Below are 25,115 nucleotides of genomic sequence, written 5' to 3' on the forward strand. Positions count from 1 at the left end.
TCATGAAGGTCTCTTAGCGCTCAACCAATGCTTTACGCCGGTTGTAAATGTTCATTAAGAACGAAATCCCCAAACTGATAACCAGATAGACCGACATGGTGATGGCGATGGTTTCAATCGCCTGGCCGGTCTGGTTGAGCACCGACCCGGCAAATAGCGAGACCATATCCGGGTAACCTATGGCGGCCGCCAGCGAGGAGTTCTTGACGATATTCAGGTACTGGCTGGTCAGGGGTGGGATAATCACGCGCATCGCCTGCGGCAGGATAACCTGGTTTAACGTGACCGGATTAGGCAGCCCCAGCGAACGGGCCGCTTCATGCTGGCCGAAGGGTACCGACTGGATGCCGGAGCGAATGACTTCGGCGATAAAGGTGGAGGTATAAACCGAAAGGGCCAGCGTCAGGGCGGCTAGTTCGGGGATAAGCACCATGCCGCCGCGAAAGTTAAACCCGCGCAATTGCGGCAAATCCCAATGGAGGGCCGCGCCGAATAGCCACTGCGCGCCGGCGGGCAGCGCAATCAACAGCAGGACAATCCAGGGCCAGCTGCGGCGCAGTTCGCCGGTGGCCATCTGGTGGCGGCGGTTAATGCGAAATAGGATAACCGACGCCAGGATGGCGGCAACCAGCGCAACCAGGGTGGCGGCCGCGCCTTCGCCCATCATCGGGGTGGGCATATAAAGGCCGCGGTTGCTGAGAAAGGCCACGTCAAAGGCATTAACCGCCTGGCGCGGACCGGGCAGGTTGCGCAGCACGGCGAAATACCAGAAAAAGATTTGCAGCAGCGGCGGAATATTACGAAAAGTCTCGATATAGATGGTCGACAGTTTACGTAACAGCCAGTTTTCCGACAGTCGCGACAGGCCGATAAAAAAGCCGAGCAGGGAAGCGAACACGATACAGAGCGCGGAGACGAGCAATGTATTGAGGAGCCCGACGATAAACACCCGTCCGTAGGTATCGCCCTGTTCGAAAGGAATAAGATGCTGCACGATGCCGAAACCGGCGGCGTCATGCAGGAAACCAAAGCCGGACGTGATGCCGCGGTTGCTGAGATTAGTCAGCGTGTTGTGCAGGATATAGCCGCCAAAGGCTACCACCACCACCACGGCCAGTATCTGGTAGACCCAGGCGCGAACCGCAGGGTTGGTCAACGAAAAGGCACCTTTTACGGTTTGGCGTTGTTGCATGCGCAAAGCCTCAGTATAAATTTATCTGCTGGAAAAGCGCCGGCGGACTACGCCGGCGCTCTCGCACTGTGGCTGGTATTAACGTACCGGCGGCGCGTACTGGATGCCGCCCTGATTCCATAATGCATTCAGGCCGCGCTTGATTTTAAGCTCGCTGCCGGCGCCGACGTTACGATCGAAAATTTCGCCGTAATTCCCTACTTGTTTAACGATTTTGTATGCCCAATCGTTAGGCAGCTTCAGCTGTTCGCCGAAGTTACCTTCTTTACCCAGCAGATGGGCCATATCGGGTGTTGCCGGCGAGGCCGCCAGCTGATCGACGTTTTTCGAGGTCACGCCCATTTCTTCGGCATCGAGCATGGCGAACAGCGACCATTTGACAATGGTGAACCAATCTTCATCACCGCGACGCACCACCGGTCCCAACGGCTCTTTGGAAATCACTTCAGGCAGTACGACATAATCGTCGGGCTTGCCCAGCTTGATACGCAGCGCGTAGAGTTGTGACTGGTCGGAAGAGAGGGTGTCGCAGCGGCCGGACTCGAGCGCCTTGGCGCTTTCGTCGGAACGATCGAAGGTCACCGGGGTAAATTGCATTTTATTGGCTTTGAAATAATCCGCTACGTTCAGCTCGGTATCGGTACCGGCCTGGATACAGACGGTAGCGCCGTCGAGATCCTTGGCGCTTTTCAGTCCGGCCTTGGTATGGGTCAGGAAGCCGATACCGTCATAATAGTTCACGCCGGCGAACACCATGCCCATGGACGCATCGCGGGACGAGGTCCAGGTCGTGTTGCGCGACAGGATATCCACTTCCCCGGATTGCAGCGCGGTAAAACGCTCTTTTGCCGTCAAGGGCGTGTATTTGACCTTGGTATCGTCGCCGAAGACGGCGGCGGCGACGGCGCGGCAGACGTCCACGTCGATACCGGTAAATTTACCGCTGGCATCGGCATAAGAAAAGCCGGGCAAACCGTCACTGATACCGCATTGCACAAAACCTTTTTTCTTTACCGCGTCCAACGTCGCGCCTGCATGTGCCTGATTGGCTATCGCAAAAAGGGTGGCTGCGGCAACCAAGGTGGAAATCATCATTTTTTTCATAAAGCATCCTGTGAGGCAGAAAATTAAAGCCAGTGGTTTTGATGCACTTTCGCTGCGCATCCATCCTGTCTGTTGGCATAGTGCCAGTTACCTCTATAGCAAAGGGGATGCCAATCTGGCAGTTGCTTGCCTGGCGGGTGAACTCACACTTTATTAACAGCCGCGCCGCGCCAAAACGGGACAGTTATGCACAAATATAGTGCAGTGATTCGGCGGACGCACCACTATGACGCCCCGGGTTCCGTTATCTGGGAGTGGGTTGGCAAAAATTGTTGTCGAACCGCCTTGATTGGGCGCATGGGATGCGGGCGCAACATCGCCTTGGGTGCAGTCATTGCACCTTAAAAATTCATTTGATAATTAAAGCTTGCGCGGCGGGGGGTTTTATGAGTAAATAGCGTCAACGGTTTGTAGTACAGACCTATTTATGTAAGTCATTTTAGTAAAGTTGTTCAAGTAAAAGCGATAGCAGACCATCACTTCTTCGACGAATTTCCTTCTTAAGTGCCCATAAGTAAGTATTCCCTGGCAAACAGACCTATTCACCACGCCACATTGTGGCACAAATAATTATGAAGGAAGTATCTATGTCTGACAAAATGACTGGTATCGTTAAATGGTTTGACGCTGGTAAAGGTTTCGGCTTCATCACTCCTGCTGACGGCAGCAAAGACGTGTTCGTACACTTCTCTGCCATCCAGAGCAATGATTTCAAAACCCTTGACGAAGGTCAGCGCGTTGAATTCACCATTGAAAGCGGCCAGAAAGGCCCGTCTGCTGCCAACGTTGTTGCTCTGTAATTTAATTACTCAGCCATAACCACGCAGAAGCAGGTTACCGGACATTCTTAAACGAATAGCCCTTTGGTCGCGCGGCGCAGCCGCCAGAAAATCCAAAGCATCCGGAACCTGACAATGAATTAAAGAGCCTCGACATCGTCGGGGCTTTTTTTCGTCCCCAGAATCCACCGCCTGATCAAAACCTGTTTTGTCGCTTGACTTAGCGCGCGCTCTAACCCTTAGCATGGGTAAAGTCGGGACGAAATAAGGACAGATATGAAGATCGGTGATATAGCAAAAAAAACCGGGCTGACAGCCCATACCCTGCGTTATTACGAACGCATTGGATTGCTGCCGTATGCCCGGAGGGATGATGCCGGACAGCGTTATTACGACCGCGCCATCCTGCCCTGGATTGCCTTTTTGCAGCGGTTGAAAACTACCGGCATGCCGATACGCGACATGTTGCGCTATGCCGCCCTGCGCGACGGCGGCACGGCAACCCTACCCGATCGCCGGCGCCTGCTGGAGGCGCATCGCCAAAAGGTACGGGCGCATATCACGGAACTGCAATCCTCACTGCTCGTCCTCGACGCTAAAATCGCCGGTTATACCGATGCCAACGTTACCGAGGAATAATGTATGACGATACAGAATATAACCCTATCCAGACTGGAACAGGGTAAAAAAGCCTTAGCCGCTATCGACGGCAGCGCCGGAGAAAACGTGATTGACGCCTTAGCCGATATCGCGCCCGATTTCGCGCGTTATCTGCTTGAGTTTCCGTTTGGCGATATTTATTCACGTCCCGGGCTTGACCTGCGCGCGCGTGAAATCGCCACCATCGCCGCGCTAACGGCGATGGGCAACTGCGCGCCGCAGTTGAACGTCCATATCCAGGCCGGCCTGAACGTAGGGTTAACGCGTGAGGAAATCACCGAAATCATTATGCAGATGGCGATATACGCGGGCTTCCCGGCGGCGTTGAATGGGCTGTTTGTGGCGAAAGCGGTGTTTAATCCATCCTGATATCCCCGTATCGTTGCCGATCGCTTAGTCCTGCGGGAGGCGGATGAAGTAACACTGCGCAATGGCGGGTACAGTGAGTGATAAGCCTATGCGTAAATTATATCCGGGCAAGATAGAAACGGCCGGCAGCAGGCTGCGGCGCGAGCGGGCGTACCTGGAAACGCTGCGGCAGCAGGGTAGCGCGCCGATAGCCATGTCCCCGGCATCGCCGGATCTGCCGGTGAAGATGGGCTGACCGCCTGGCTGGAGGGCACATGTTGTGATGGAAACGGCAAAACAGATTAATACGGGTAATGAGTGCGCATGGATTGTTAAAAAAAATAGGTTGCTACCGGTAATAATGGTTTCCTTTTTTTTAGAGATGGCGCCATGTCCTTTCTTGATACCCCTCGCTTTTCTGTCTGGCTGGCAGTCGGCGTGTCCCTGTTCACCTTGATCCTATGGTGCCTGATGCCCACCGACATATTGGTGCATCTGGTCGAAGAGGGGCAGTTGGTGGAAAACCTGACTCTGGTGGGATACGGCATCGCCGTCCTGTCGCTGGCGCTGCTGCCCCTGCCGCTATGCCGGCGGCGCACCCGTGTCGCCGTCATCGTGGCCCTGCTGGCGATGATGGCGCGCGAGGCGGACCTGCATAAATATATCGATCATATGAGCATGCTTAAACTGCGCTTCTGGACCGGTTCCCTGCCCACGCTTGATAAGCTGTACGCCGTGCTGTCGCTGGTGCCTATTGTCGTTGCCTGCCTGTATCTGCTGGTCAGGCATGCGTTGCCTGTTTTGCGCGCGGTGCGCATGGGCAAAGCCCATGCGGTGACCATCGCCACTTTTGTCTTCCTGATTGGGCTGACCAACATTATCGACCGTTCCCTGGGCATGATTAAGGGCACTTTCGGCTGGCACGCGCCTGAATGGCTGGTGGCGTTGCAAACCTCGCAGGAAGAATTTCTGGAGCTGTCGCTGCCGTTCCTGGCGTTGGTGGCGGCAATACAGTATCGACGCGCAATGGCAAGAAGCCTGGCGGCGCTGCCGGCCGGACGCGGCCAATGGGTTAAATAGCCGACGGCAGGGCAATAAAAAGGCGTTATTGGTTGCCCAATAACGCCTTTATTTTTATTCAGTTAGCAGTGGTATTAGTTCATACCATACTTTTTCAATTTCTTACGCAGTGTACCGCGGTTAATGCCCATCATCAGGGCCGCGCGGGTTTGGTTGCCACGGGTGTATTGCATGACCATGTCCAACAGTGGCTGTTCTACTTCAGCCAGTACCAGCTCATACACATCATTTACATCCTGACCGTTTAATTGAGCAAAATAGTTCTTCAGTGCTTGTTTCACCGAGTCCCGCAGCGGTTTTTGAGTTACCTGATCCTGAGAGTTAACGGTGGAAACGGTCAGTACGTCAGAATTTACGCGTTGTTCGAACATAGTTCTGTCAGCTCTTTTTTCTATTACGCAAGATTTTCAAAATATGCCTTCAACGCCTCCAGCTGTTCGCCGGCATCCTCAATGGCGTTGAATGTGCGCCTAAACTGGTTGTCGGGGGCATGCTCCTGCAGATACCAGGAGACGTGCTTACGAGCAATGCGGAATCCTTTGCCTGGACCATAAAAGTCGTGCAGTTCCCGTACATGCTCTATCAACAAACGCTTCACCTCGCCTAACGGCGGCGGCGGCAGCAGCTCCCCCGTATCCAGATAATGCTGGATTTCCCGGAAGATCCAGGGTCTTCCCTGAGCGGCGCGTCCTATCATCAGGGCGTCGGCCCCGGTGTAGTCAAGCACCGCTCTGGCTTTATGCGGGTCAGTAATGTCGCCATTCGCGATAACCGGAATGGTAACAGACTGCTTAACTGCCCGAATACTGTCGTACTCCGCGTTGCCGTTGAACAAGCAGGCGCGGGTTCGGCCATGTATTGTGATGGCCTGTATACCACAATCTTCGGCCAATTGGGCAATTTCTACACAATTTCGGTGTTCCGGCGACCAGCCCGTGCGTATTTTCAGCATCACCGGCACGTCCACCGCCTTTACCACGGTCAGCAGGATCTGTTTCACCAGATCCGGAAACTGCAGCAAGGCGGAGCCCGCCATTTTCCGGTTAACCTTCTTGGCGGGGCAACCCATGTTGATATCAATCAGCTGCGCGCCGTTTGCCACGTTAATGACGGCGGCGGCGGCCATATCAGCAGGATCGCATCCGGCAATCTGCACGGCCCGGATACCGGGTTCATCACTATGTACCATACGTAGACGGGACTTATCCGTGCGCCATACCTCAGGATTCGAGGAAAGCATCTCGGAAAAGGTCAACCCCGCTCCCATCGCATGACAGAGTGCTCTGAATGGGCGGTCTGTCACTCCGGCCATCGGGGCGGCTATCAGGCGATTATCGAGCTGCAGGTGTCCAATACGCATAGACAAAGAGAGACCATACTGTGTCCGCAAGGGCGCGTATATTACGCATTTTTTTCGTCAGATGAAAGGCCAAACTTTGAACAATCCGCTGCTATAGATCAATGAAATTGTTCTTTGCATGTCATCTTTCGAATTTTTCACAATAAAAACAAAAAGTTGTAGCTGAAAAATATTTGGTGCGGTCGCGATTTTTTCCTGAATCGCTCCCGCCCCGTCCCCGGCGACGCGGCGGGACGCGCTTGCCGCCGGATTAGCGGCGGCGGCCGGTTATCCGGCACCACTCATCCTTTTCCGCCACCGGGTCGAGCGAAAACGCGTCGGCGTAAGCCGCCTTGACGTTTTCCGCCTGGCTTGCCAGGATGCCCGACAGGCCGAGATAGCCGCCCGGTTTCGGCAGGAGGGAGATAAGCGGCGCCAGTTCGCGCAGGGGGCCGGCCAGGATATTCGCCACCACCACGTCGGCGCTCAGGTCGTCGGGTTTGTCATGCGACAAATACAGGTCGAGCCGATCGCCCACCGCATTGCGTTGGGCGTTGTCACGGCTGGCCTGGATGGCCTGCGGATCGATATCGATGCCGATGGCGTGCGCCGCGCCCAGTTTCAACGCCGCGATGGCCAGGATGCCGGAACCGCAGCCAAAATCGATTACCGTTTTACCCGCCAGGTCCAAACCGTCCAGCCATTGCAGGCAAAGGGCGGTGGTGGGATGGGTGCCGGTGCCGAAGGCCAGGCCGGGGTCGAGCATGACGTTTACCGCCGTGGCGTCCGGCACCGGGCGCCAGCTGGGGCAGATCCACAGCCGTTCGCCAAAGCGCATGGGGTGGAAATTATCCATCCATTCGCGTTCCCAGTCCTTATCTTCCAACTGCTCGATTTTAGGATGGAAATCCTGTCCCAGCAGGGCATGGCCCGATAAGGCGTCTATAAGCGCCGCTATGTCGATATCGGCCGCAAAAAGGCCTATGACATCGGTATCGCCCCATAACCGCGTCTCGCCCGGCAGCGGCTCGAATACCGGGTTGTCGTGGGTATCCAGAAAGGTGACCGATACCGCGCCGCATTCCATCAGCGCGTCGCTGAGTTCCTCGGCGTTGGCGCCGGTGGTGTTGATCTTCATTTGAATCCAGGGCATCTGTTGCTCCCAATAAAAAAATTAAAGGCCGGGCCGGGCAACGGGCCGGGCGGCGGGGCGAAGGCAGTTGCCCGCCAGGAACGCCGCCAGGCTCAGCGCCAGGGCGGGCACAATGGGATGGAAACCGCCGATATGCACATCAAGGGTGGCGAGCACGGCGTAACAGACCCCGCCGGCGATCATCGCGCTCAGGGCCCCGGCCGCGTTGGCGCGTTCCCAGTATAGCCCCAGCACCAGCGGCCACAGAAATACCGCCTCGAGCCCGCCGAAGGCCAGCAGGTTGAGCCAGATGATCATCTCCGGCGGGCGCCAGGCGGCCACCATTAATAACAGGCCCAGCGCCAGCGTGACCGTGCCCGACATCCGCGTCAGCAAGCGTTCGTTGCCCGCCTGGGCGGGACGCAGGCTGAGATAGAGATCCTTGACGATGGTCGCCGAGGATTGCAGCAGTTGCGCGTTGATTGTCGACATGATCGCCGCCAAAGGCGCGGCCAGAAATATGCCGGCCACCACCGGCGGCAGGACGGTGATCATCAGCGTCGGGATCACCTGGTCGGGAATGGTCAGGTCGGGTAGTATCGCCCGGCCCAGGGCGCCGGCAAGGTGCATGCCCAGCATCAGCACGCCGATCACCAGGGTGCCGATAATAATGCCGCGATGTACGGCTTTGCTGTCCCGGTACGAAATGCAGCGCACCGCGGTATGGGGCAGGCCGATAACGCCGAAGCACACCAGGATCCAGAACGACGACATAAACTGCGGCGTCAGCACGTGGTCGACGCCTGTCGGGGATACCAGCGCCGGCTGGATGTGCTGGAGTTTGGTCACCGCTGCGGACAGGCCGCCCGCGGCGTGGATAACGCTGAACAGCAGGATAAAAGTGCCCAGCAGCATGACCAGTCCCTGGAAAGCGTCGTTGAGCACGCTGGCGCGAAAACCACCGAACGACGTATACAACGCGATGCTGATGCCGAAAATCAGCAGCCCGGTATCGTAGGGGATGCCTGCGGCGGTTTCCAGCAGGCGCGCGCCGCCGATAAACTGCACCGTCATGGCGCCGATAAAGGCCACCAGCAGGCTGATACTGGCAAGCCATACCAGCAGCGGGCTTTGATAGCGGGCCAGCAGCATATCGTTGAGAGTGACCGCGTTGTAGCGGCGGGCGAGGATGGCGAATTTCTTGCCGAGCACACCCAGAGACAGCCAGACCGTCGGCAGTTGGATCATCGCCAGCAGTACCCAGCCGAGTCCATATTTGTAGGCCGCGCCCGGCCCGCCGATAAAGGAGCTGGCGCTGATATAGGTGGCGGTGAGAGTCATCGCCAGCACAAACCCGCCCATCGAGCGGTTGCCGAGGAAATATTCCGTCAGGAACTCGCCCTTCTGGCGGCGGCGGTAGGCATAGAACGAAAGCGCGAAGACCAGGACCAGGTAGGCAATCAGCGGTAAAAGGATCTCACTTTGCATCATTATCCTCCAGGGGGATATCGCGGTAGATAACGCGCACCATCAGCCAGCAAAGCGCCAGGAACAGCAGCGGCACCCACAGGCAGGCCATTTCAAACCAATGGGGCAGGCCGGTGATCCCCTGCCGGTCGTCGGGCAGGTAGGCGGCCAGCACCCAGGCAATCAGATAGGCCACCGCCAGGCCAAACGCCCACCGGGCTTCGCGGTGAGCCTGAAGAAATCGTTTATCCATGATGTCTTGGTACCGGGATGAATGAATGATAACGAAAAAAAGGCGATTTTACGGCATGCAGCCGATTTGCATAGTGCTAAAGGGGATTTAAACGGAAAAGGCCGGTGACAACCGGCCTTTTGCAGCGCGGGTTATTTTTCCACTAAACCGAGCTTTTTCTCCAGGTAATGGATGTTGGTGCCGCCGTGCTGGAAGTTTTCGTCGTTCATGATTTTCAGCTGCAAATCAATGTTGGTTTTGATGCCGTCGATGATAAGCTCCGCCAGCGCATTTTTCATGCGCGCGATGGCCACGTCGCGGTTCTCGCCATAACAAATCAATTTACCAATCATGGAATCATAATACGGCGGTACGGTATAGCCCGCGTAGATATGCGATTCCCAGCGCACGCCGAAACCACCCGGCGCATGGAAGCGGGTGATCTTGCCCGGACTGGGCATAAAGGTGTTGGGATCCTCGGCGTTGATACGGCATTCCACCGCGTGCCCCGTAACCCGTACTTCGTCCTGCTTGATGGACAAAGGCTGGCCGGCGGCGATGCGCAGCTGTTCCTTGATGAGATCCACGCCGGTAATCATTTCGGTAACCGGATGCTCCACCTGGATGCGGGTATTCATCTCAATGAAATAAAACTCACCGTTCTCATACAGGAATTCAAAGGTGCCGGCGCCGCGATAGCCGATATCCCGGCACGCCTTGGAACAGCGTTCGCCGATGTAGCGGCGCATGGCTTCGGTAATGCCCGGCGCGGGCGCTTCCTCCACCACTTTCTGGTGGCGGCGCTGCATGGAGCAGTCACGTTCCGCCAGGTAGATGGCGTTGCCCTGGCCGTCCGCCAATACCTGGACCTCGATATGCCGGGGATTTTCCAGGTACTTTTCCATGTAAATGACATCGTTGTTAAACGCCGCCTTGGCTTCGGCGCGGGTCATTTTGATCGATGATTCCAGCTCGTTGTCGCCGCGCACGACGCGCATGCCGCGCCCGCCGCCGCCGCCCGAGGCCTTGATGATAACCGGGTAACCGATACGCTTGGCCACCGCGCGGTTTTTTTCCATATCATCGCCGACCGGGCCGTCGGAACCGGGCACGCAAGGCACGCCGGCTTTTTTCATCGCGCTGATGGCCGAAACCTTGTCGCCCATCAGGCGAATGGTTTCGGCGCGCGGCCCGATAAAGATAAAGCCGGAGCGTTCAACCTGCTCGGCAAAATCCGCGTTTTCGGACAGGAAACCGTACCCGGGATGGATGGCCACCGAGCCGGTAATTTCCGCCGCCGAAATAATCGCCGGGATGTTGAGATAGCTTTTTACCGAAGGCGCGGGCCCGATACAAATGGTTTCATCGGCCAGCAGTACGTGTTTCAGATCGCGGTCCACCGTGGAATGCACGGCCACGGTCTTAATACCCAATTCCTTACAAGCGCGCAAAATACGCAGCGCAATTTCACCACGATTGGCGATAACAATTTTATCTAGCATGTGGCGCCTCGTTATTCGATGACGACCAGCGGCTCGTCGAATTCAACCGGTTGACCATTGTCCAGCAGAATGGCTTTGACCACCCCGGCTTTGTCGGACTCTATCTGGTTCATCATTTTCATGGCTTCGACGATGCACAGCGTGTCGCCGACATTGACCTTTTGTCCGACTTCGATAAAAGGTTTCGCGTCAGGGCTTGGGGTGCGATAAAACGTGCCGACCATCGGGGAGCGCACCAAATGGCCGCTCATGGCGGCGGGTACGGCGGCGGCCTGCTCGGCCGCAGGCGCGGCGGCGGCCACCGGGGCCACCTGCTGCTGGGCCGCGGGGATATAAGCCTGTTGCATCATGGGATAGGCAGGCATGGCCGGAGCACGGCTGATACGAACCGATTCCTCACCTTCGGAGATTTCCAGCTCTGAAATGCCGGACTCTTCAACCAGTTCAATCAGCTTCTTGATCTTACGAATATCCATGAGTGGGGTTCCATACTCTAATTAATTGGATGCAGACAGACGATTGACCGCCGTCTGAAAAGCAAAATTATAACCATCGGCGCCGAGGCCGCAGATAACGCCAACCGCAATATCGGAGAGATAGGAAGGATGTCGGAATGGCTCGCGCGCATGCACATTGGATAAGTGAATTTCAATAAATGGGATGTTTACCGCTAACAGCGCGTCGCGCAACGCTACGCTGGTATGGGTAAACGCCGCGGGATTGATCACGATAAAATCGGTATTACCGCGGGCCTGATGGATGCGATCTATCAGGACATGTTCCGCATTGGATTGCAGGTGGCTTAACGTCACGCCGAGAGCCTGCGCCTGTGTTTCAAGGCTGCTGATGATATCGGCGAGCGTGGTGTGGCCATACTTATCCGGCTCACGGGTCCCGAGCAGATTCAGGTTGGGACCATTGAGGAGCAAAATGTGAAACTTATCCGCCATCGTGCCGCTATCTCCGGTTAATTAACGAAGCCCCGTAAAAAATAACCTTCCGTAACCGTTTTGTCACCTTTTTGATGAAAAATCCGGGCCAGAGTGTTAACAGGGTCAAGCATTATAATGATATCGCAACTTTTCGCAGCAACATACTGGCGTTATCTGCGAAGATAAGCTGGACGCGGTATCCAAAGTGGAGTGCAAGATAGCGCATTTTGGCGGGGGAATGAAATAAAAAATTCCGCGGCTAGCGCCACCAGCCGCGAAATTTTTTGTAACGCAGTGCTAACAGAACCGCCGCCGCCAGAGCATACAACACCGGCTGGGGCGAGAGAATTTTGACCGACCAGAGATAGTGTATCGGCGCCAGGATCGCCACCACATAGACCAGATTGTGCAGCGTTTGCCACCGGCTTTTCAATTGCCGCTGGGCGCGCTGGGTGGAGGTCAGCGCCAGCGCCAGTAAAATCAGCCAGCTGATGATGCCCAGCGTCAGGTAGGGGCGGGAGACCAGTTCCCGGCCCAGCAGGCCGAGATTGTCGATGCCCAGTTCAAGCACGGAATAGCTCAGCAGATGCAGGCTTACCCAGGCGAAACACCACAGGCCGATAAGACGGCGGCAGCGGATCAGCAGGGGTTGGCGGCCATACCGGGCCAGCGGGGTTATCAACAGCGACGCCAGCAACAGTTTTAGCCCCATGCGCCCGGTAAAGTGCTGGATATCCTTGGCCGGGTCGGCGCTGAAATCGCCCTGGCTGACCGCATAGACCAGCCAGACCAGGGGCAGGAACGCCGCCAGGTGAATCAGTACCTTTAGCCAGAAAATGTGTTTAAGGTTAAGCCGCACTCAGAAATTCTCCCGCAAATCCAGGCCACGATATAAGCCGGCCACCTGTTCGGCGTAGCCGTTGAACAACAGGGTCGGCTGGCGTTTTACATCCAGGATGCCGCCGGCGCCGATAGCCCTTTCCGTTGCCTGGGACCAGCGGGGGTGATCCACATGCGGATTCACGTTAGCGTAAAATCCATACTCGTTCGGCGCGGAAAGATTCCAGGTGGTGGGCGGCTGCTCGCGTGTCAGCCGGATATGGACAATGGATTTGATGCCCTTAAAACCATATTTCCAGGGGGTAATCAGGCGGATGGGCGCGCCGTTTTGCGGCGGCAGCGTTTTGCCGTAAACGCCGACCGTCATCAGCGCCAGCGGGTTCATGGCCTCATCGATCCGCAGCCCCTCCACATAAGGGTAATCCAGGCCGCCGCCGATATAACGGTCTTTTTCTCCCGGCATCTGCTCTGGATCGTCCAGGGTCTGGAACGCGACATAACGCGCCTGGCTGGTGGGCTCCGCCAGCTTAAGCAGTTTTCCCAGCTCAAAACCGGTCCAGGGCACGACCATTGACCAGGCCTCCACGCAGCGCAGCCGGTAAATACGTTCTTCCAGCGCAAAACGTTTCAGGATGTCGTCCATGTCAAGCGTCATGGGCTTAGCCACTTCGCCGTCGATGACCACTTTCCAGCCGTCGGTTTTCAGGCCGCCGGCGTTGGCCGCCGGATCGGCTTTATCCAGGCCGAATTCGTAGAAATTATTATAGCCGGTGACTTTATCATACGGCGTCAGCGGCAAATCGGCATGCCAGGCGGCGGGCCGGCTGAAAGACAGATCCTTGCCCGTCGGCGCGGCGGGGGCGGCCTTGTCGCCCTTGAACCAGGACAATACGTTGGCCCGGGCCGACAGCGGCAGGCTGAGCGAGGCCGCGGTGATGCCCAGCGCTTGCAACACCTTACGCCGCTGGAAAAACACGGCCTCGGCGGTAACGTCGGCTTCCCGCAGTTTGCGGTTTCGGGTCATAATCGTCTCCATTAAGCAATTAAGGCTCTGTAGCCAGTATGACGTATAAAACGTTTTTTTATTCCCGCGTCCCGGCGACTATTTTTCCACGCCACCCGTCGGCTGGCGATATTTTGCCCGCTTTGGTTGAAAATATGTCATTTTGTCCGTACTGACGATAAAATATCGTCAGGCTTACCTCAGATATTTTACCGGGGCACAGGGATGCGATTACTCGTCAGACTTTCCGCTATGGTGGCCTTGCTGTGCGCGCTGGTGATGTTATTGATGCTGGCGGGCAGCGCGTTAAGTTTTTTTTACCTCAACGAGCACCGTACCGATCGGCAAATGGCGGCGCTTGCCGCGGCGCTCGATGAGGCGCTGTCGACCCAATCACCCGCCGACCTGGCGCGCTGGCTGCCGTTTGCCCTGCAAAGCGGCGGCATCAGCGAGCTGGAAATCCGCCGCGGCGAGACCACGCTGAACCGTTACCTGCCCGCCGGCCTGGCGGAGAGCGGCCATCCTCCCTCCGATTTCCTGCGCCGCAGCCTGGCGTTGCCCCATCATCCCGACTTGCTGGTCCGGCTGACCTATCCCACGGCGCTGTTAAGCGAGGTGCGCTCGCTGGCGGTGACCGCGCCGGTAAGCATCGCCATCGTCCTGATGGTGCTCTCTTTGCTGATGGGGTTACGCTGGCTGCGCCGCCAAATCCAGCCGCAGGAAACCCTGGAATACCGTGCCCGGCGGATTATGCATGGGGAGCGCGACAGCGTGTCGGGCAATGCCGGCGAGCCGCCGTCGCTGACCAGCAGCGCCATCGATCGCCTGCTCAGCGACCTTGCGCAGGCCCGCGAGCAGCGTAGCCGGGTGGATATCCTGATCCGGGCGTTCGCGGCGCGCGATGCCAAGACCGGGCTGAGCAACCGGCTGTTTTTTGACAACCAGCTGTCGCTCCAGCTGGAAGACAGCCAGGAAATGGGGCCGCATGGCGTGGTGATGATGCTGCGGCCGCCGGATCCCGAGCTGCCGGAAACGCGCCAGGGCAAAACACAGGCCCTGGAACTGATACAGGCGCTGATACAGCTGATCGCCACCTATGTGATGCGTTATCCCGACGCGCTGCTGGCGCGTTATTTCCGGCGCGATCTGGCGGTGCTGCTGCCGCATTGCTCCCTCAAGGAGGCCGAGTCGCTGGCGGCGCAACTGGTGGCGGCGCTTGCCACCCTGCCGGGCGAGGCGGGCCATCACCGCGACGATGTGCTCCATATCGGCATTTGCGTCTATCGCCAGGGCCAGACGGCGGTGGAGGTGATGGAGTCCGCTGAGCAGGCCGCCCGCGAAGCGGAATTGCAGGGCGGCAACGCCTGGTCGGTATTCGACAAGCGGGTACCGGAGCAGGTGCGGGGCAATGTCAAATGGCGCACCTTGCTTGAACAGACCCTGGCGCGCGGCGGGCCGGAGCTGTTTACCCGCGCGGCCTACCGGCGCGATGGCCGTCTGGATCATCATGTGGTGATCAACCGTATCCCCGAAGGCGGCCAGGCGTTGGCCGCCGCCGAATTTATGCCGATGCTGCGCCGCCTTGGACTGATGGAGCGCTACGACCGGCAGCAGCTGACCCGTATCCTGCCCCTGCTGGCGCAATTGCCGGAACGGGTGCTGGCGATAACCCTGAGCGTTGACTCGCTGCTGCAACGCGACTTCCGGCTGTGGCTGCGCAATACGCTGATGCAATGCGAAAAAACACAGCGTCGGCAAATTATGTTTGAACTTGTGGAGGCCGATCTTTGTCAACACTTGGTGCGGTTGCGTCCGGTGTTACGCTTGCTGGACGCGCTGGGCTGTCGTCTAAGCGTGGTACAGGCGGGGCTGACGGTGGTGAGTACCGCCTATATCAGCGCGGTGACGATATCTCTCATCAAGCTGCATCCCGGCCTGGCAAGGGAAATCGATCGCCGTGCTGAAAACCAGCTGTTCATCCAGAGCCTGCCCGAAGCCTGCGTCGGCACCGCGACCCAGGTTTTCGCCACCGGCGTAAGGACCCAACTGGAATGGCAAACGCTGGTGGATAACGCGGTCGCAGGGGGACAAGGGGACTTTTTTGCCCCGATAGTGCCTCTGGACGAGATGGTAAAAAAATATTCACGCCAGGATGCGTGAATAGTATAAAAGTTCGTGAAAAATTAACGTACAATACGCCCATTAACCTAATTGGTTAGTAGGTACTTACATTACCTGGAATCAGGTGCACTGCCAGATTTTCTGCCTGCGGTTGCCAATCTGTCGCTCCTTTGCCGTTTATCAGTGGCCACGCCGCCGGCGCGTCCGCCCGTATACGGCAGGCAGAGCGATAAGTGCCGACACCGGCGCCGGAAGTAATCTCGCATTTCATCTGACTAAAAACCGCGTCAGGGATTTCTTCGGTGTGTGGGAATGTTAACGAGGACGTATTTTCATTGAAGCAGCGCGTTATTGCGCCTTGTCGCTGCTTCTCGTGGTTGGTAAAGTAGGCGGATTTTATCTTTCGCCCCAGCTTGCAGGATTATCCTTCAGTTATGTTTAAAAAATTTCGTGGCATGTTTTCCAACGACTTGTCCATCGACCTGGGTACAGCCAATACCCTGATTTATGTAAAAGGACAGGGCATTGTCCTGAACGAACCTTCCGTCGTCGCGATTCGTCAGGATCGCGCCGGCTCGCCGAAAAGCGTCGCCGCCGTCGGCCATGAAGCCAAACAGATGCTGGGTCGCACACCCGGCAATATCGCGGCGATTCGTCCGATGAAGGACGGCGTCATCGCGGATTTCTTCGTCACCGAAAAAATGCTGCAGCACTTCATCAAACAGGTTCACAGCAACAGCTTCATGCGCCCGAGTCCGCGGGTGCTGGTTTGCGTCCCGGTCGGCGCCACCCAGGTGGAACGCCGCGCGATCCGTGAATCGGCCCAAGGGGCGGGGGCGCGCGAAGTATTCCTGATTGAGGAACCCATGGCCGCCGCCATCGGCGCCGGGCTGCCGGTGTCAGAAGCCACCGGCTCCATGGTGGTGGATATCGGCGGCGGCACCACGGAAGTGGCGGTGATCTCCCTGAACGGGGTGGTTTATTCTTCTTCCGTGCGTATTGGCGGCGATCGCTTCGATGAGGCTATTATTAATTATGTGCGCCGCAATTACGGCTCATTGATTGGCGAAGCCACCGCCGAACGCATCAAGCATGAAATTGGATCCGCTTATCCTGGCGATGAAGTCAGGGAAATCGAAGTCCGCGGCCGTAATCTGGCCGAGGGCGTGCCCCGGGGCTTTACCCTGAACTCCAATGAAATCCTTGAAGCGCTGCAGGAGCCGTTAACCGGCATCGTGAGCGCGGTCATGGTGGCGCTGGAACAGTGCCCGCCCGAGCTGGCCTCCGATATCTCCGAGCGCGGCATGGTCCTGACCGGCGGCGGCGCGTTGCTGCGCAATCTCGACCGTCTGCTGATGGAAGAGACCGGCATACCCGTGGTGGTGGCGGAAGATCCCCTCACCTGCGTCGCCCGTGGCGGCGGCAAGGCGCTGGAGATGATCGATATGCACGGCGGTGATTTGTTCAGCGAAGAATAACCTGCCTCGAAAAGGGGGGAACCACCCGGGTGAACGCTGAGATTTCTCATCCTGGTCGGCGCCCCCCTTTTTTGTTGAGGAAAATGCATAGCTTATGAAGCCGATTTTTAGCAGGGGACCTTCTCTGCAACTCCGACTGTTCCTGGCCGTGATGGTGGCTATCGCCATTATTATCGCCGACAGCCGGCTCGGGACCTTTGTGCAGATACGCACATACATGGATACCGCCGTCAGCCCGTTCTATTTCCTGGCCAATGGTCCGCGCAAGATGCTGGACAACGTGTCGGAAACGCTGGCGTCGCGCGGACAGCTCGAGCAGGAGAACCATACCCTGCGCCAGGAACTGCTGCTCAGGAACAGCGAACAGCTGCTGCTGGGGCAATTCCGGCAGGAGAATGCGCGTCTGCGCGAGCTGCTCGGTTCGCCCCTGCGCCAGGATGAACAGAAGATGGTCACCCAGGTTATCTCCACCAGTACCGATCCTTACAGCGACCAGGTGGTGATCGATAAAGGTCTGGACAGCGGCGTTTATGTCGGCCAGCCGGTCATCAGCGACAAAGGCGTGGTGGGCCAGGTAGTGGCCGCCGGCAAAATGACCAGCCGGGTGTTGCTGATTTGCGATGCGTCCCATGCCTTGCCCATCCAGGTCTTACGCAACGATATCCGGGTCATCGTGGCCGGCAACGGCTGCACCGAAGATCTGCAGCTGGAGCATTTACCGGGCAACACCGATATCCGCGTCGGCGATGTGCTGGTGACCTCCGGTCTTGGCGGCCGTTTCCCCGAAGGATATCCGGTGGGCGTGGTGTCGTCGGTTAAGGTCGATACCCAGCGTGCCTACACCGTGATCCAGGCCAGGCCGACCGCCCAATTGCAGCGGCTGCGCTATTTGCTGTTGTTATGGGGAGCCGACCCCCGGGGCGAGGTGCCGCTGCCGCCGGCGGAGGTCCATCGGGTGGCCAATGAACGCCTGATGCAGATGATGCCGCAGGTGTTGCCGTCCCAGGATAGCATCATGGGGCCGGAAGCGCCGGCAAGCGCACCGGCCGCGGCGCCCGCCGCCGCTGCGCCGGCGGCGGATGCCAGGGCGGGGACCTCCCGCGCGGCACCGGCCGGCAATGCGTCGCCGGCCAATCACGCGGCGACGGGTCGCGCCGCGCCGGCGGGCAATCGCACCGCGGCGGATAGCGCTGCGCCGGCATCCAGCCGTACGGCCCCCGCCGGCAGCGCGCCGGACGCCAACCCGACGTCCCCCGCCGGCAACGCGCCGGCAGCCGGCCATACGGCGCCGGCTTCAGGGCGGTCCACGCCGGCGGTGAATCCGTTTTCCGGGTCCCGGCAATGAACCGTTATCGCCGCAACGGCACCTGGGTCATCTGGCTCTCATTTCTTCTCGCCATCGTATTGCAAATCATGCCGTGGCCCGAGCAGCTTTACCTGTTCAGGCCCTCCTGGCTCAGCCTGGTGCTGATTTACTGGGTGATGGCGATACCACACCGGGTTAATGTCGGCACCGGCTTCGTGCTGGGGCTTATCATGGATCTCATCCTGGGTTCCATCCTGGGCGTCAGGGCGCTGGCGTTAAGCATCCTGGCCTACCTGGTGGTCTTCAAATTCCAGTTGTTTAGGAATATGGCCCTATGGCAGCAGTCGCTGATCGTGGTAATGCTATCATTGACCATGCATGTCATCGTGTTCTGGGCTGAGTTCCTGGTGATCAATATTTCATTCAGGCCGGAAATTTTCTGGAGCAGCGTCGTGGACGGCGTGTTATGGCCGTGGCTGTTTTTACTGATGCGTAAAGTGCGCCGCCAGTTTTCCGTGCAATAGGGGCTGTTATGACCGCGATATATCTGGCTTCCGGCTCACCCAGGCGCAGGGAATTGCTCACATTGCTGGACGTGCCGTTCGACGTGCTCTGCGCCCCGGTGGCGGAACTGCGCCGCGCGGGGGAGAAGGCGCCGGAATATGTGCGCCGGCTGGCGCTGGAAAAAGCGTTGGCCGGCGTGGCGATAGCTCCTGAACCGCGTCCGGTGCTGGGAGCGGATACCATCGTGGTGCTGGATGGCCGCATCCTGGAAAAACCGCGCGACGGCGCCCATGCCGCCGAGATGTTAACGGCCCTCTCGGGACAATGCCACCAGGTGATGACGGCGATCGCTTTTGCCGACGCCGGGCATCAGCTTTGCCTCAGCGTCGTGACCGAGGTCACATTCCGCCGGTTGTCGCCGCAGGAGATTCATCGCTATATTGCATCCGGTGAACCCATGGATAAAGCCGGGGCTTACGGCATCCAGGGATTGGGCGGGGTTTTTGTCAGGGCTATCAATGGAAGCTATCACGGCGTGGTGGGTTTGCCGCTGGTGGAAACCTCTGAATTGCTTTGCCAGTTTATTGCTTTACGTAGTCTGAGAGGACAACATGGCTGCTGAATTACTGGTTAATATCACGCCTTCCGAGACGCGGGTCGCTTATATCGACGGCGGCATTTTGCAGGAAATCCACATTGAACGCGAGGCCCGGCGGGGTATTGTTGGTAATATCTATAAAGGCCGGGTCAGCCGCGTACTGCCGGGCATGCAGGCGGCGTTTATCGATATCGGCCTGGATAAGGCGGCGTTTTTGCATGCGTCCGATATCATGCCGCATACCGAATGCGTCGCCGGCGAAGAGCAGAAAAACTTCCATGTGCGCGATATTGCCGAACTGGTCAGGCAGGGACAGGACATCATTGTACAGGTGGTCAAGGATCCGTTGGGCACCAAAGGCGCGCGCCTGACCACCGACATTACGCTGCCCTCGCGTTACCTGGTGTTTATGCCCGGGGCGTCCCATGTCGGCGTATCCCAACGCATTGATAGCGAGGAAGAGCGCGAGCGCCTTAAGCGCACCGTGGCGGATTACTGCGATGAGCACGGCGGGTTTATTATCCGCACCGCGGCGGAAGGCATCGGCGAAGAGGAACTGGCCCAGGATGCCGCTTTTCTCAAACGCCTGTGGACCAAGGTCATGGAGCGCAAACGCCGTAACCAGAGCAAATATATGCTTTACGGCGAGCTGGCGCTGGCGCAGCGCATCTTGCGTGATTTTGCCGGCGCCGCGCTGGATCGCATCCGGGTGGACTCCCGCCTGACCTTTGATCTGCTGGTGGAGTTTACCGGTGAATATATTCCGGAGATGACCCACAAGCTCGAGCATTACAACGGCAAACAGCCTATCTTTGATCTTTATGACGTGGAAAACGAAATCCAGCGCTCACTGGAACGTAAAGTCGAGCTGAAATCGGGGGGATATCTGATCATCGACCAGACCGAGGCGATGACCACCATCGATATTAATACCGGCGCGTTTGTCGGCCACCGGAACCTGGATGAAACCATCTTCAACACCAATATCGAGGCCACCCAGGCCATTGCCCGCCAACTGCGGTTGCGTAACCTGGGCGGCATTATTATCATCGATTTTATCGATATGGTTAATGAAGAACACCGGCGGCGGGTATTGCATTCGCTGGAGCAGGCGCTGAGCAAGGATCGGGTAAAAACCGGCATCAACGGCTTCTCCCAGCTCGGCCTGGTGGAGATGACCCGCAAACGCACCCGTGAAAGTATTGAACATGTGCTGTGCAGCGAGTGTCCTACTTGTCATGGCCGCGGCACGGTGAAAACCATTGAGACCGTTTGTTATGAAATTATGCGCGAGATCGTGCGGGTGCACCATGCCTACGAATCCGACCGTTTTTTGGTATACGCCTCGGCGGCGGTGGGCGAAGCGCTGAAAAGCGACGAATCCCATGCGCTGGCGGAGGTGGAGATTTTTGTCGGCAAGCAGGTTAAGGTGCAGATCGAACCGCTCTACAGTCAGGAACAGTTCGACGTCGTGATGATGTAGCCAGAGGATTCAGGCCCGGCGTAGAGCATGACACGCGGGCAGGAGATAAAAATAAATACTTGCCGTAAGCGGTGCGACGGGAAGCAAGGAGAAAGGCGTGAAGCGACTGCCGGGGATATTGCTGGCCCTATGTGCAACCCTGATTGTCCTGGTGGCATTAGCGGTCAGTGCGTTACGCCTGGCGTTGCCCCATCTGGACAGCTTTCGCCCGCAAATTGTCCAAACCCTAAACGCCGCTACCGGACTCAATGTCCAGATCCGTGAAATGCACGGCACCTGGCAGTCCTTCGGCCCGACGCTTGATATCCGCGCCATTGAATCCGTTACCGCCGATGAACAGTTGCGTATCCAGCGCGTTACCCTGGCCCTGGACGTCTGGCAATCGCTGCTGCACTGGCGCTGGCAATTTCGCGACGTCACGTTTTATCGATTGCAGCTGGATTTAAATACCACCCTGCTGGGCCGCGACCATCAGGGCAGCCCCATTAAATCCGACCAGCTTTCCGATCTGTTTTTACATCAGTTCGACCACTTTATCCTGCGCGACAGCGAGCTCTCTTTCCTGACGCCCTCGGGGGAGCGCACCATGCTTTCGGTGCCGCAACTGACCTGGCTCAACTCACGCCAGCGCCACCGGGCGGAAGGACAGATAGCCTTATCCAACGTTGATGTGCAGCAGGGCGCGATCCAGTTGCGCATGGACCTCAATGATGAAAACGGTCTGCTGGACAACGGCAAGATCTACTTGCAGGCCGATAATATCAATCTCAAGCCATGGTTCAGCCAGTGGGTGCAAAGCCAGACCGGTTTGCAACGGGCCGATTTCAGCCTGGCCGCCTGGCTGAGCCTGGATCATGGCGATATTACCGGCGGCGACGCCTTTTTCAGCCAGGGGACGGCTAGCTGGCAGGACGGAGGCCAGGACCACCGCGTGGACGTGGCGAAATTGGCCCTGCACCTGAGCAAACAGGGCGACGGATGGCAAATGGACGTGCCGGTGCTCAACATCGCCACCGACGGGGAATCCTGGGCGCCCGGCGCGCTCTCGCTGTTCTGGCTGCCGGAAAAGAATCATCTGTTCGCGCCCGACAGGGCCGGGGAAATCCGCCTGCGGGCGAAAAACCTGGAGCTACAGCGTTTCAGTCCCTTCTTGCCGCTGATATCCATTATTACGCCCAACCTGCGCGCCCGCTGGCAGGACCTGCAGCCCAAAGGGGTACTGTCCACCCTGGCGCTGGATATTCCGCTTAATAACCCGGAAAAAATCCGTTTCCAGAGCGACTGGCGCGATCTCAGCTGGCAGCAATGGCAACTCCTGCCGGGCGTGGATCATGTCGGCGGTTCGGTGGCGGGAACCCTTGCCGCCGGCCGGCTAAACCTGGCGCTGGATAACAGCACCTTGCCGTATAAAGATATGTTTCGCGCGCCGCTGGAAGTGCAGCGGGCCAGGGCCGCCCTTGACTGGCGCAATGATGAGCAGGGCCTGCGGTTATGGGGCAGCGATATCGATCTGCAGGCCACCTCGCTGTGGGCGACCGGGGACTTTTATTTTCATCAGCCCCTCAACGGTGATCCGTGGCTGGATGTGCTGTCCGGTCTGCGCTTGTATGATGCCGCCCAGGTCTGGCGCTATTTTCCCGAGCCGTTAATGGGCACCCACCTGGTCAATTACCTTACCGGCGCGTTGAAAGGCGGGCAGGTGGATAACGCCACGCTGGTCTTTGCCGGCGATCCCAAACAATTCCCGTTTAAGCATAACGACGGGCAATTCGAGGTACTGGTGCCGCTGCGCCATGCGGACTATGAATTTGAACCCGGCTGGCCGCGGCTGACCGATCTGAGTATCGATCTGGACTTCCTGAACGACGGTTTGTTTATGCGCGCGCCGCAGGCGAAACTGGGCGAGGCGACCGGCAGTAATATCGTGGCCGCCATCCCAGATTATTCCAAACAGCTGCTGTTGGTGGATGCGGATGTCAGCGGGTCCGGCCCGGCCATCGGCGCCTATTTTAACCAGACTCCGTTGCAGAAATCCCTTGGCGCGGCGCTTGCCGAGCTGCAGGTCGGCGGCAATGTTAGTGGGGACTTACACCTATCCATACCCCTTAGCGGCCAGGCAGTCACCGCATCGGGTCAGGTGAATCTGGCCGACAACAGCCTGCTGATTAAGCCGCTGGGCACCACCATGAACAACCTGAACGGCCAGTTCCGCTACCATAATGGCAACCTGGACAGCGATATGCTGTCGGCACAGTGGCTGGGACAGCCGGTAGCGGTGCGCTTCACGACGCAAGAGCTGCAAAAAAGCTTTGATATCAACGTCGATATGCAAGGGGACTGGTCGGTGGCCCATCTGTCCGGCCTGCCCGAACCCATGGCGAAAGCGCTGGGAGGACGGGCCTCCTGGCAGAGCGTGATGGCGATAACCTTGCCGTTGCAAGGCAAACCCGCGTATACCGTGGATGTCACTGCCGATTTAAAAAATGTAAGCAGTCACTTACCTGCGCCATTGGATAAAGCGGCCGGCCAGCCGTTCCCATTAGCGGTCAAGGCCCAGGGCGGGCTGACGGGCTTTACGTTGAGCGGACATGCCGGCAAGAATAATGCCTTTAACAGCGAATGGCAGTTGGGCAAGCTGGTTACGCTTGCTCGCGGCGCCTGGGCCACCGATAACGCCAGGATACCGCCGCTGCCGGACGGTAAAAGCCTGACGCTGAATCTACCGGCGCTGGACGGCGAAAAATGGCTGGCGTTAATGACGCCGCAGTCCCGCTCGGCGGGCAAAGCGGTGGCCAGCCGGTTCCGTTTCCCGGATGCCCTGACGCTGAATACGCCGTTATTGGCCCTGGGCGGCCAGCAATGGCACGCGCTGTCGCTGACGCGCCGCAATACCCTGGGCGGCAGCGTCGTTGAAGCCCGCGGCAAGGAAATCGACGGCAAGCTGGCGCTAGCGAACCAAGGCCCCTGGCGGGCGGATATCCGTTACCTTTATTATAATCCGCTGTGGCCGAAAAACGGCGCGGCTGGCGATACGCTCTTCCAGGATGACGACCCGGCCGCCGGCTTTAGCGACTGGCCGGCACTGCAGCTGCGTTGCCAGGAGTGCTGGCTGCTGGGGCAAAATCTGGGCCGGGTCGAGGCGGATGTGACGCCGCAGAAAAATACCCTGGCGCTGAGCCATGGCCTGGTGGATACCGGCAAATCCCGGCTGACGCTTGAAGGCGGATGGTCGCGCACCGGCCGGCAAAACCTGACCTCGGTCAAAGGCAAACTGAGCGGTAAAAATATCGGCGAGGCGGCGGACTATGTCGGCATCGACACCCCATTGCGCGACGCGCCTTTTAACCTGGATTACGATCTTCACTGGCAGTCGCTGCCCTGGACACCCGAGATCGCCAGCCTGAACGGCGTATTGCACACCAATCTCGGCAAAGGCAAGATCGATAATCTCAGCAGCGGCCAGGCGGGCAGGCTATTGCGCCTGATTAGCTTCGACGCGCTGTTGCGCAAGCTCCAGTTCGATTTCCGCGACACCTTCGGTAAAGGATTCTATTTTGACTCCATTAAAGGTACCGCCTGGATTAAAGACGGTGTGCTGCATACCAACGACTCGCTGATTGATGGCCTGGAAGCGGACATCGCCATGAACGGCCAGGTGGATTTGAACGCGCAGCGCATTGATATGGAAGCGGTGATAGCGCCGGAAATCTCCGCCACCGTCGGGGTTGCCGCCGCGTTTGCCATCAATCCGGTGGTCGGCGCCGCGGTATTCGCCGCCAGCAAGGTCCTGGCGCCGCTGTGGAACAAAATCTCGGTGATTCGCTATCACATCACCGGCAGCCTGGATCAGCCGAAAATCGAGGAAGTGCTGCGCCAGCCGCGCACACCGGCGGGTCATAGTAAATAATCAGCGTGCATTTGACGCCGGCGTTGAATTGCCGCAGTCTATAAATATGACTATAACGATTGTTAGTACGATTATTATTCCAGCCGTTGCTGGCCAATCCATCATTAA

At 58.0% G+C, this 25,115-nt stretch carries 24 protein-coding genes; 12 read left to right on the top strand and 12 right to left on the bottom strand.

All coding sequences use genetic code 11. The features are described 5' to 3' along the window. Positions 1-13: 13 nt before the first annotated feature. Together ABUK12_RS19180 and ABUK12_RS19185 are read right to left on the bottom strand one after the other, a co-directional pair. Entirely contained in the window at positions 14-1,192 is a 1,179-nt protein-coding gene (locus tag ABUK12_RS19180; RefSeq protein ID WP_410013303.1) for an amino acid ABC transporter permease, read from the bottom strand. Positions 1,193-1,270: 78 nt separating this feature from the next. After that, positions 1,271-2,296 (bottom strand): amino acid ABC transporter substrate-binding protein, encoded by a 1,026-nt coding sequence (locus ABUK12_RS19185; RefSeq protein ID WP_410013304.1) that lies wholly within the window; start codon positions 2,294-2,296, stop codon positions 1,271-1,273. Between the two features lie 587 nt (positions 2,297-2,883). On the opposite strand from ABUK12_RS19185, the gene cspA reads away from it, so the two are divergent. The 5 genes from cspA to ABUK12_RS19210 all read left to right on the top strand — a co-directional run bounded on the left by cspA (position 2,884) and on the right by ABUK12_RS19210 (position 5,163). Further along, the gene (gene cspA, locus ABUK12_RS19190; protein ID WP_410013305.1) at positions 2,884-3,096 is read left to right on the top strand and encodes an RNA chaperone/antiterminator CspA; all 213 of its coding nucleotides are present in this window, start codon (positions 2,884-2,886) and stop codon (positions 3,094-3,096) included. 255 nt (positions 3,097-3,351) lie between these two features. After that, a complete protein-coding gene (locus ABUK12_RS19195) occupies positions 3,352-3,714 on the top strand; it encodes a MerR family transcriptional regulator (RefSeq protein WP_410013306.1) in 363 nt (120 codons plus the stop codon). Positions 3,715-3,732: 18 nt separating this feature from the next. Next, entirely contained in the window at positions 3,733-4,104 is a 372-nt protein-coding gene (locus ABUK12_RS19200) for a carboxymuconolactone decarboxylase family protein (protein WP_410016719.1), read from the top strand. A gap of 88 nt (positions 4,105-4,192) precedes the next feature. After that, positions 4,193-4,339 (top strand): hypothetical protein, encoded by a 147-nt coding sequence (locus ABUK12_RS19205; protein WP_410013307.1) that lies wholly within the window; start codon positions 4,193-4,195, stop codon positions 4,337-4,339. Between the two features lie 134 nt (positions 4,340-4,473). Then, the gene (locus tag ABUK12_RS19210; RefSeq protein ID WP_410013308.1) at positions 4,474-5,163 is read left to right on the top strand and encodes a hypothetical protein; all 690 of its coding nucleotides are present in this window, start codon (positions 4,474-4,476) and stop codon (positions 5,161-5,163) included. Positions 5,164-5,237: 74 nt separating this feature from the next. On the opposite strand, the gene fis is transcribed toward ABUK12_RS19210, so the two are convergent. The 10 genes from fis to msrP form a co-directional block, all read right to left on the bottom strand. After that, positions 5,238-5,534 (bottom strand): DNA-binding transcriptional regulator Fis, encoded by a 297-nt coding sequence (gene fis / locus ABUK12_RS19215; protein ID WP_410013309.1) that lies wholly within the window; start codon positions 5,532-5,534, stop codon positions 5,238-5,240. A 23-nt stretch (positions 5,535-5,557) separates the two neighbouring features. After that, a complete protein-coding gene (gene dusB / locus ABUK12_RS19220; RefSeq protein WP_410013310.1) occupies positions 5,558-6,523 on the bottom strand; it encodes a tRNA dihydrouridine synthase DusB in 966 nt (321 codons plus the stop codon). A 250-nt stretch (positions 6,524-6,773) separates the two neighbouring features. Next, positions 6,774-7,655, bottom strand: a complete 882-nt coding sequence (gene prmA / locus ABUK12_RS19225) for a 50S ribosomal protein L11 methyltransferase (protein WP_410013311.1) — start codon at positions 7,653-7,655, stop codon at positions 6,774-6,776. 21 nt (positions 7,656-7,676) lie between these two features. Continuing rightward, positions 7,677-9,122, bottom strand: a complete 1,446-nt coding sequence (gene panF, locus ABUK12_RS19230; RefSeq protein ID WP_410016720.1) for a sodium/pantothenate symporter — start codon at positions 9,120-9,122, stop codon at positions 7,677-7,679. Continuing rightward, positions 9,112-9,354: a YhdT family protein gene (locus ABUK12_RS19235; RefSeq protein WP_410013312.1), complete on the bottom strand. Its 243-nt coding sequence runs from the start codon at positions 9,352-9,354 to the stop codon at positions 9,112-9,114. The genes panF and ABUK12_RS19235 overlap by 11 nt, the downstream gene beginning before the upstream one ends. A 131-nt stretch (positions 9,355-9,485) precedes the next feature. Then, on the bottom strand, positions 9,486-10,835 hold the full coding sequence (gene accC, locus ABUK12_RS19240) for an acetyl-CoA carboxylase biotin carboxylase subunit (RefSeq protein WP_410013313.1): 1,350 nt from the start codon (positions 10,833-10,835) through the stop codon (positions 9,486-9,488). 11 nt (positions 10,836-10,846) lie between these two features. Then, entirely contained in the window at positions 10,847-11,311 is a 465-nt protein-coding gene (gene accB, locus ABUK12_RS19245) for an acetyl-CoA carboxylase biotin carboxyl carrier protein (RefSeq protein ID WP_410013314.1), read from the bottom strand. A gap of 21 nt (positions 11,312-11,332) precedes the next feature. After that, positions 11,333-11,785, bottom strand: a complete 453-nt coding sequence (aroQ, locus tag ABUK12_RS19250; protein ID WP_410013315.1) for a type II 3-dehydroquinate dehydratase — start codon at positions 11,783-11,785, stop codon at positions 11,333-11,335. Positions 11,786-12,026: 241 nt separating this feature from the next. Further along, positions 12,027-12,626, bottom strand: a complete 600-nt coding sequence (gene msrQ / locus ABUK12_RS19255) for a protein-methionine-sulfoxide reductase heme-binding subunit MsrQ (protein WP_410013316.1) — start codon at positions 12,624-12,626, stop codon at positions 12,027-12,029. Next, on the bottom strand, positions 12,627-13,631 hold the full coding sequence (gene msrP, locus ABUK12_RS19260) for a protein-methionine-sulfoxide reductase catalytic subunit MsrP (RefSeq protein ID WP_410013317.1): 1,005 nt from the start codon (positions 13,629-13,631) through the stop codon (positions 12,627-12,629). A gap of 204 nt (positions 13,632-13,835) precedes the next feature. Between msrP and csrD the strand changes: the two genes are divergently transcribed. The 7 genes from csrD to yhdP all read left to right on the top strand — a co-directional run bounded on the left by csrD (position 13,836) and on the right by yhdP (position 25,007). Next, on the top strand, positions 13,836-15,770 hold the full coding sequence (gene csrD / locus ABUK12_RS19265) for an RNase E specificity factor CsrD (RefSeq protein WP_410013318.1): 1,935 nt from the start codon (positions 13,836-13,838) through the stop codon (positions 15,768-15,770). Between the two features lie 395 nt (positions 15,771-16,165). Further along, positions 16,166-17,209: a rod shape-determining protein MreB gene (gene mreB / locus ABUK12_RS19270; RefSeq protein ID WP_004385136.1), complete on the top strand. Its 1,044-nt coding sequence runs from the start codon at positions 16,166-16,168 to the stop codon at positions 17,207-17,209. A gap of 94 nt (positions 17,210-17,303) precedes the next feature. Next, a complete protein-coding gene (mreC, locus tag ABUK12_RS19275) occupies positions 17,304-18,554 on the top strand; it encodes a rod shape-determining protein MreC (RefSeq protein ID WP_410013319.1) in 1,251 nt (416 codons plus the stop codon). After that, the gene (mreD, locus tag ABUK12_RS19280) at positions 18,551-19,039 is read left to right on the top strand and encodes a rod shape-determining protein MreD (protein ID WP_410013320.1); all 489 of its coding nucleotides are present in this window, start codon (positions 18,551-18,553) and stop codon (positions 19,037-19,039) included. Before mreC ends, mreD begins: the two co-directional genes overlap by 4 nt. 8 nt (positions 19,040-19,047) lie before the next feature. Continuing rightward, the gene (locus tag ABUK12_RS19285; RefSeq protein ID WP_410013321.1) at positions 19,048-19,641 is read left to right on the top strand and encodes a Maf family protein; all 594 of its coding nucleotides are present in this window, start codon (positions 19,048-19,050) and stop codon (positions 19,639-19,641) included. Continuing rightward, a complete protein-coding gene (gene rng, locus ABUK12_RS19290; RefSeq protein ID WP_410013322.1) occupies positions 19,631-21,100 on the top strand; it encodes a ribonuclease G in 1,470 nt (489 codons plus the stop codon). Before ABUK12_RS19285 ends, rng begins: the two co-directional genes overlap by 11 nt. Before the next feature lie 97 nt (positions 21,101-21,197). Beyond that, positions 21,198-25,007, top strand: coding sequence for an AsmA2 domain-containing protein YhdP (yhdP, locus tag ABUK12_RS19295; RefSeq protein WP_410013323.1), 3,810 nt, complete (start codon positions 21,198-21,200; stop codon positions 25,005-25,007). Positions 25,008-25,115 lie beyond the last annotated feature (108 nt).

Origin of the sequence: Sodalis sp. C49 (assembly GCF_046352915.1) — a bacterium.
Classification (GTDB): Bacteria; Pseudomonadota; Gammaproteobacteria; order Enterobacterales; family Enterobacteriaceae; genus Acerihabitans.

Bases quoted from the DNA above. Each gene is read 5' to 3' on its own strand.
- ABUK12_RS19180 (WP_410013303.1), bottom strand. From the start codon at position 1,192: ATGCAACAACGCCAAACCGTAAAAGGTGCCTTTTCGTTGACCAACCCT.
- ABUK12_RS19185 (WP_410013304.1), bottom strand. From the start codon at position 2,296: ATGAAAAAAATGATGATTTCCACCTTGGTTGCCGCAGCCACCCTTTTT.
- cspA (WP_410013305.1), top strand. From the start codon at position 2,884: ATGTCTGACAAAATGACTGGTATCGTTAAATGGTTTGACGCTGGTAAA.
- ABUK12_RS19195 (WP_410013306.1), top strand. From the start codon at position 3,352: ATGAAGATCGGTGATATAGCAAAAAAAACCGGGCTGACAGCCCATACC.
- ABUK12_RS19205 (WP_410013307.1), top strand. From the start codon at position 4,193: ATGCGTAAATTATATCCGGGCAAGATAGAAACGGCCGGCAGCAGGCTG.
- ABUK12_RS19210 (WP_410013308.1), top strand. From the start codon at position 4,474: ATGTCCTTTCTTGATACCCCTCGCTTTTCTGTCTGGCTGGCAGTCGGC.
- fis (WP_410013309.1), bottom strand. From the start codon at position 5,534: ATGTTCGAACAACGCGTAAATTCTGACGTACTGACCGTTTCCACCGTT.
- dusB (WP_410013310.1), bottom strand. From the start codon at position 6,523: ATGCGTATTGGACACCTGCAGCTCGATAATCGCCTGATAGCCGCCCCG.
- prmA (WP_410013311.1), bottom strand. From the start codon at position 7,655: ATGCCCTGGATTCAAATGAAGATCAACACCACCGGCGCCAACGCCGAG.
- panF (WP_410016720.1), bottom strand. From the start codon at position 9,122: ATGCAAAGTGAGATCCTTTTACCGCTGATTGCCTACCTGGTCCTGGTC.
- ABUK12_RS19235 (WP_410013312.1), bottom strand. From the start codon at position 9,354: ATGGATAAACGATTTCTTCAGGCTCACCGCGAAGCCCGGTGGGCGTTT.
- accC (WP_410013313.1), bottom strand. From the start codon at position 10,835: ATGCTAGATAAAATTGTTATCGCCAATCGTGGTGAAATTGCGCTGCGT.
- accB (WP_410013314.1), bottom strand. From the start codon at position 11,311: ATGGATATTCGTAAGATCAAGAAGCTGATTGAACTGGTTGAAGAGTCC.
- aroQ (WP_410013315.1), bottom strand. From the start codon at position 11,785: ATGGCGGATAAGTTTCACATTTTGCTCCTCAATGGTCCCAACCTGAAT.
- msrP (WP_410013317.1), bottom strand. From the start codon at position 13,631: ATGACCCGAAACCGCAAACTGCGGGAAGCCGACGTTACCGCCGAGGCC.
- csrD (WP_410013318.1), top strand. From the start codon at position 13,836: ATGCGATTACTCGTCAGACTTTCCGCTATGGTGGCCTTGCTGTGCGCG.
- mreB (WP_004385136.1), top strand. From the start codon at position 16,166: ATGTTTAAAAAATTTCGTGGCATGTTTTCCAACGACTTGTCCATCGAC.
- mreC (WP_410013319.1), top strand. From the start codon at position 17,304: ATGAAGCCGATTTTTAGCAGGGGACCTTCTCTGCAACTCCGACTGTTC.
- mreD (WP_410013320.1), top strand. From the start codon at position 18,551: ATGAACCGTTATCGCCGCAACGGCACCTGGGTCATCTGGCTCTCATTT.
- ABUK12_RS19285 (WP_410013321.1), top strand. From the start codon at position 19,048: ATGACCGCGATATATCTGGCTTCCGGCTCACCCAGGCGCAGGGAATTG.
- rng (WP_410013322.1), top strand. From the start codon at position 19,631: ATGGCTGCTGAATTACTGGTTAATATCACGCCTTCCGAGACGCGGGTC.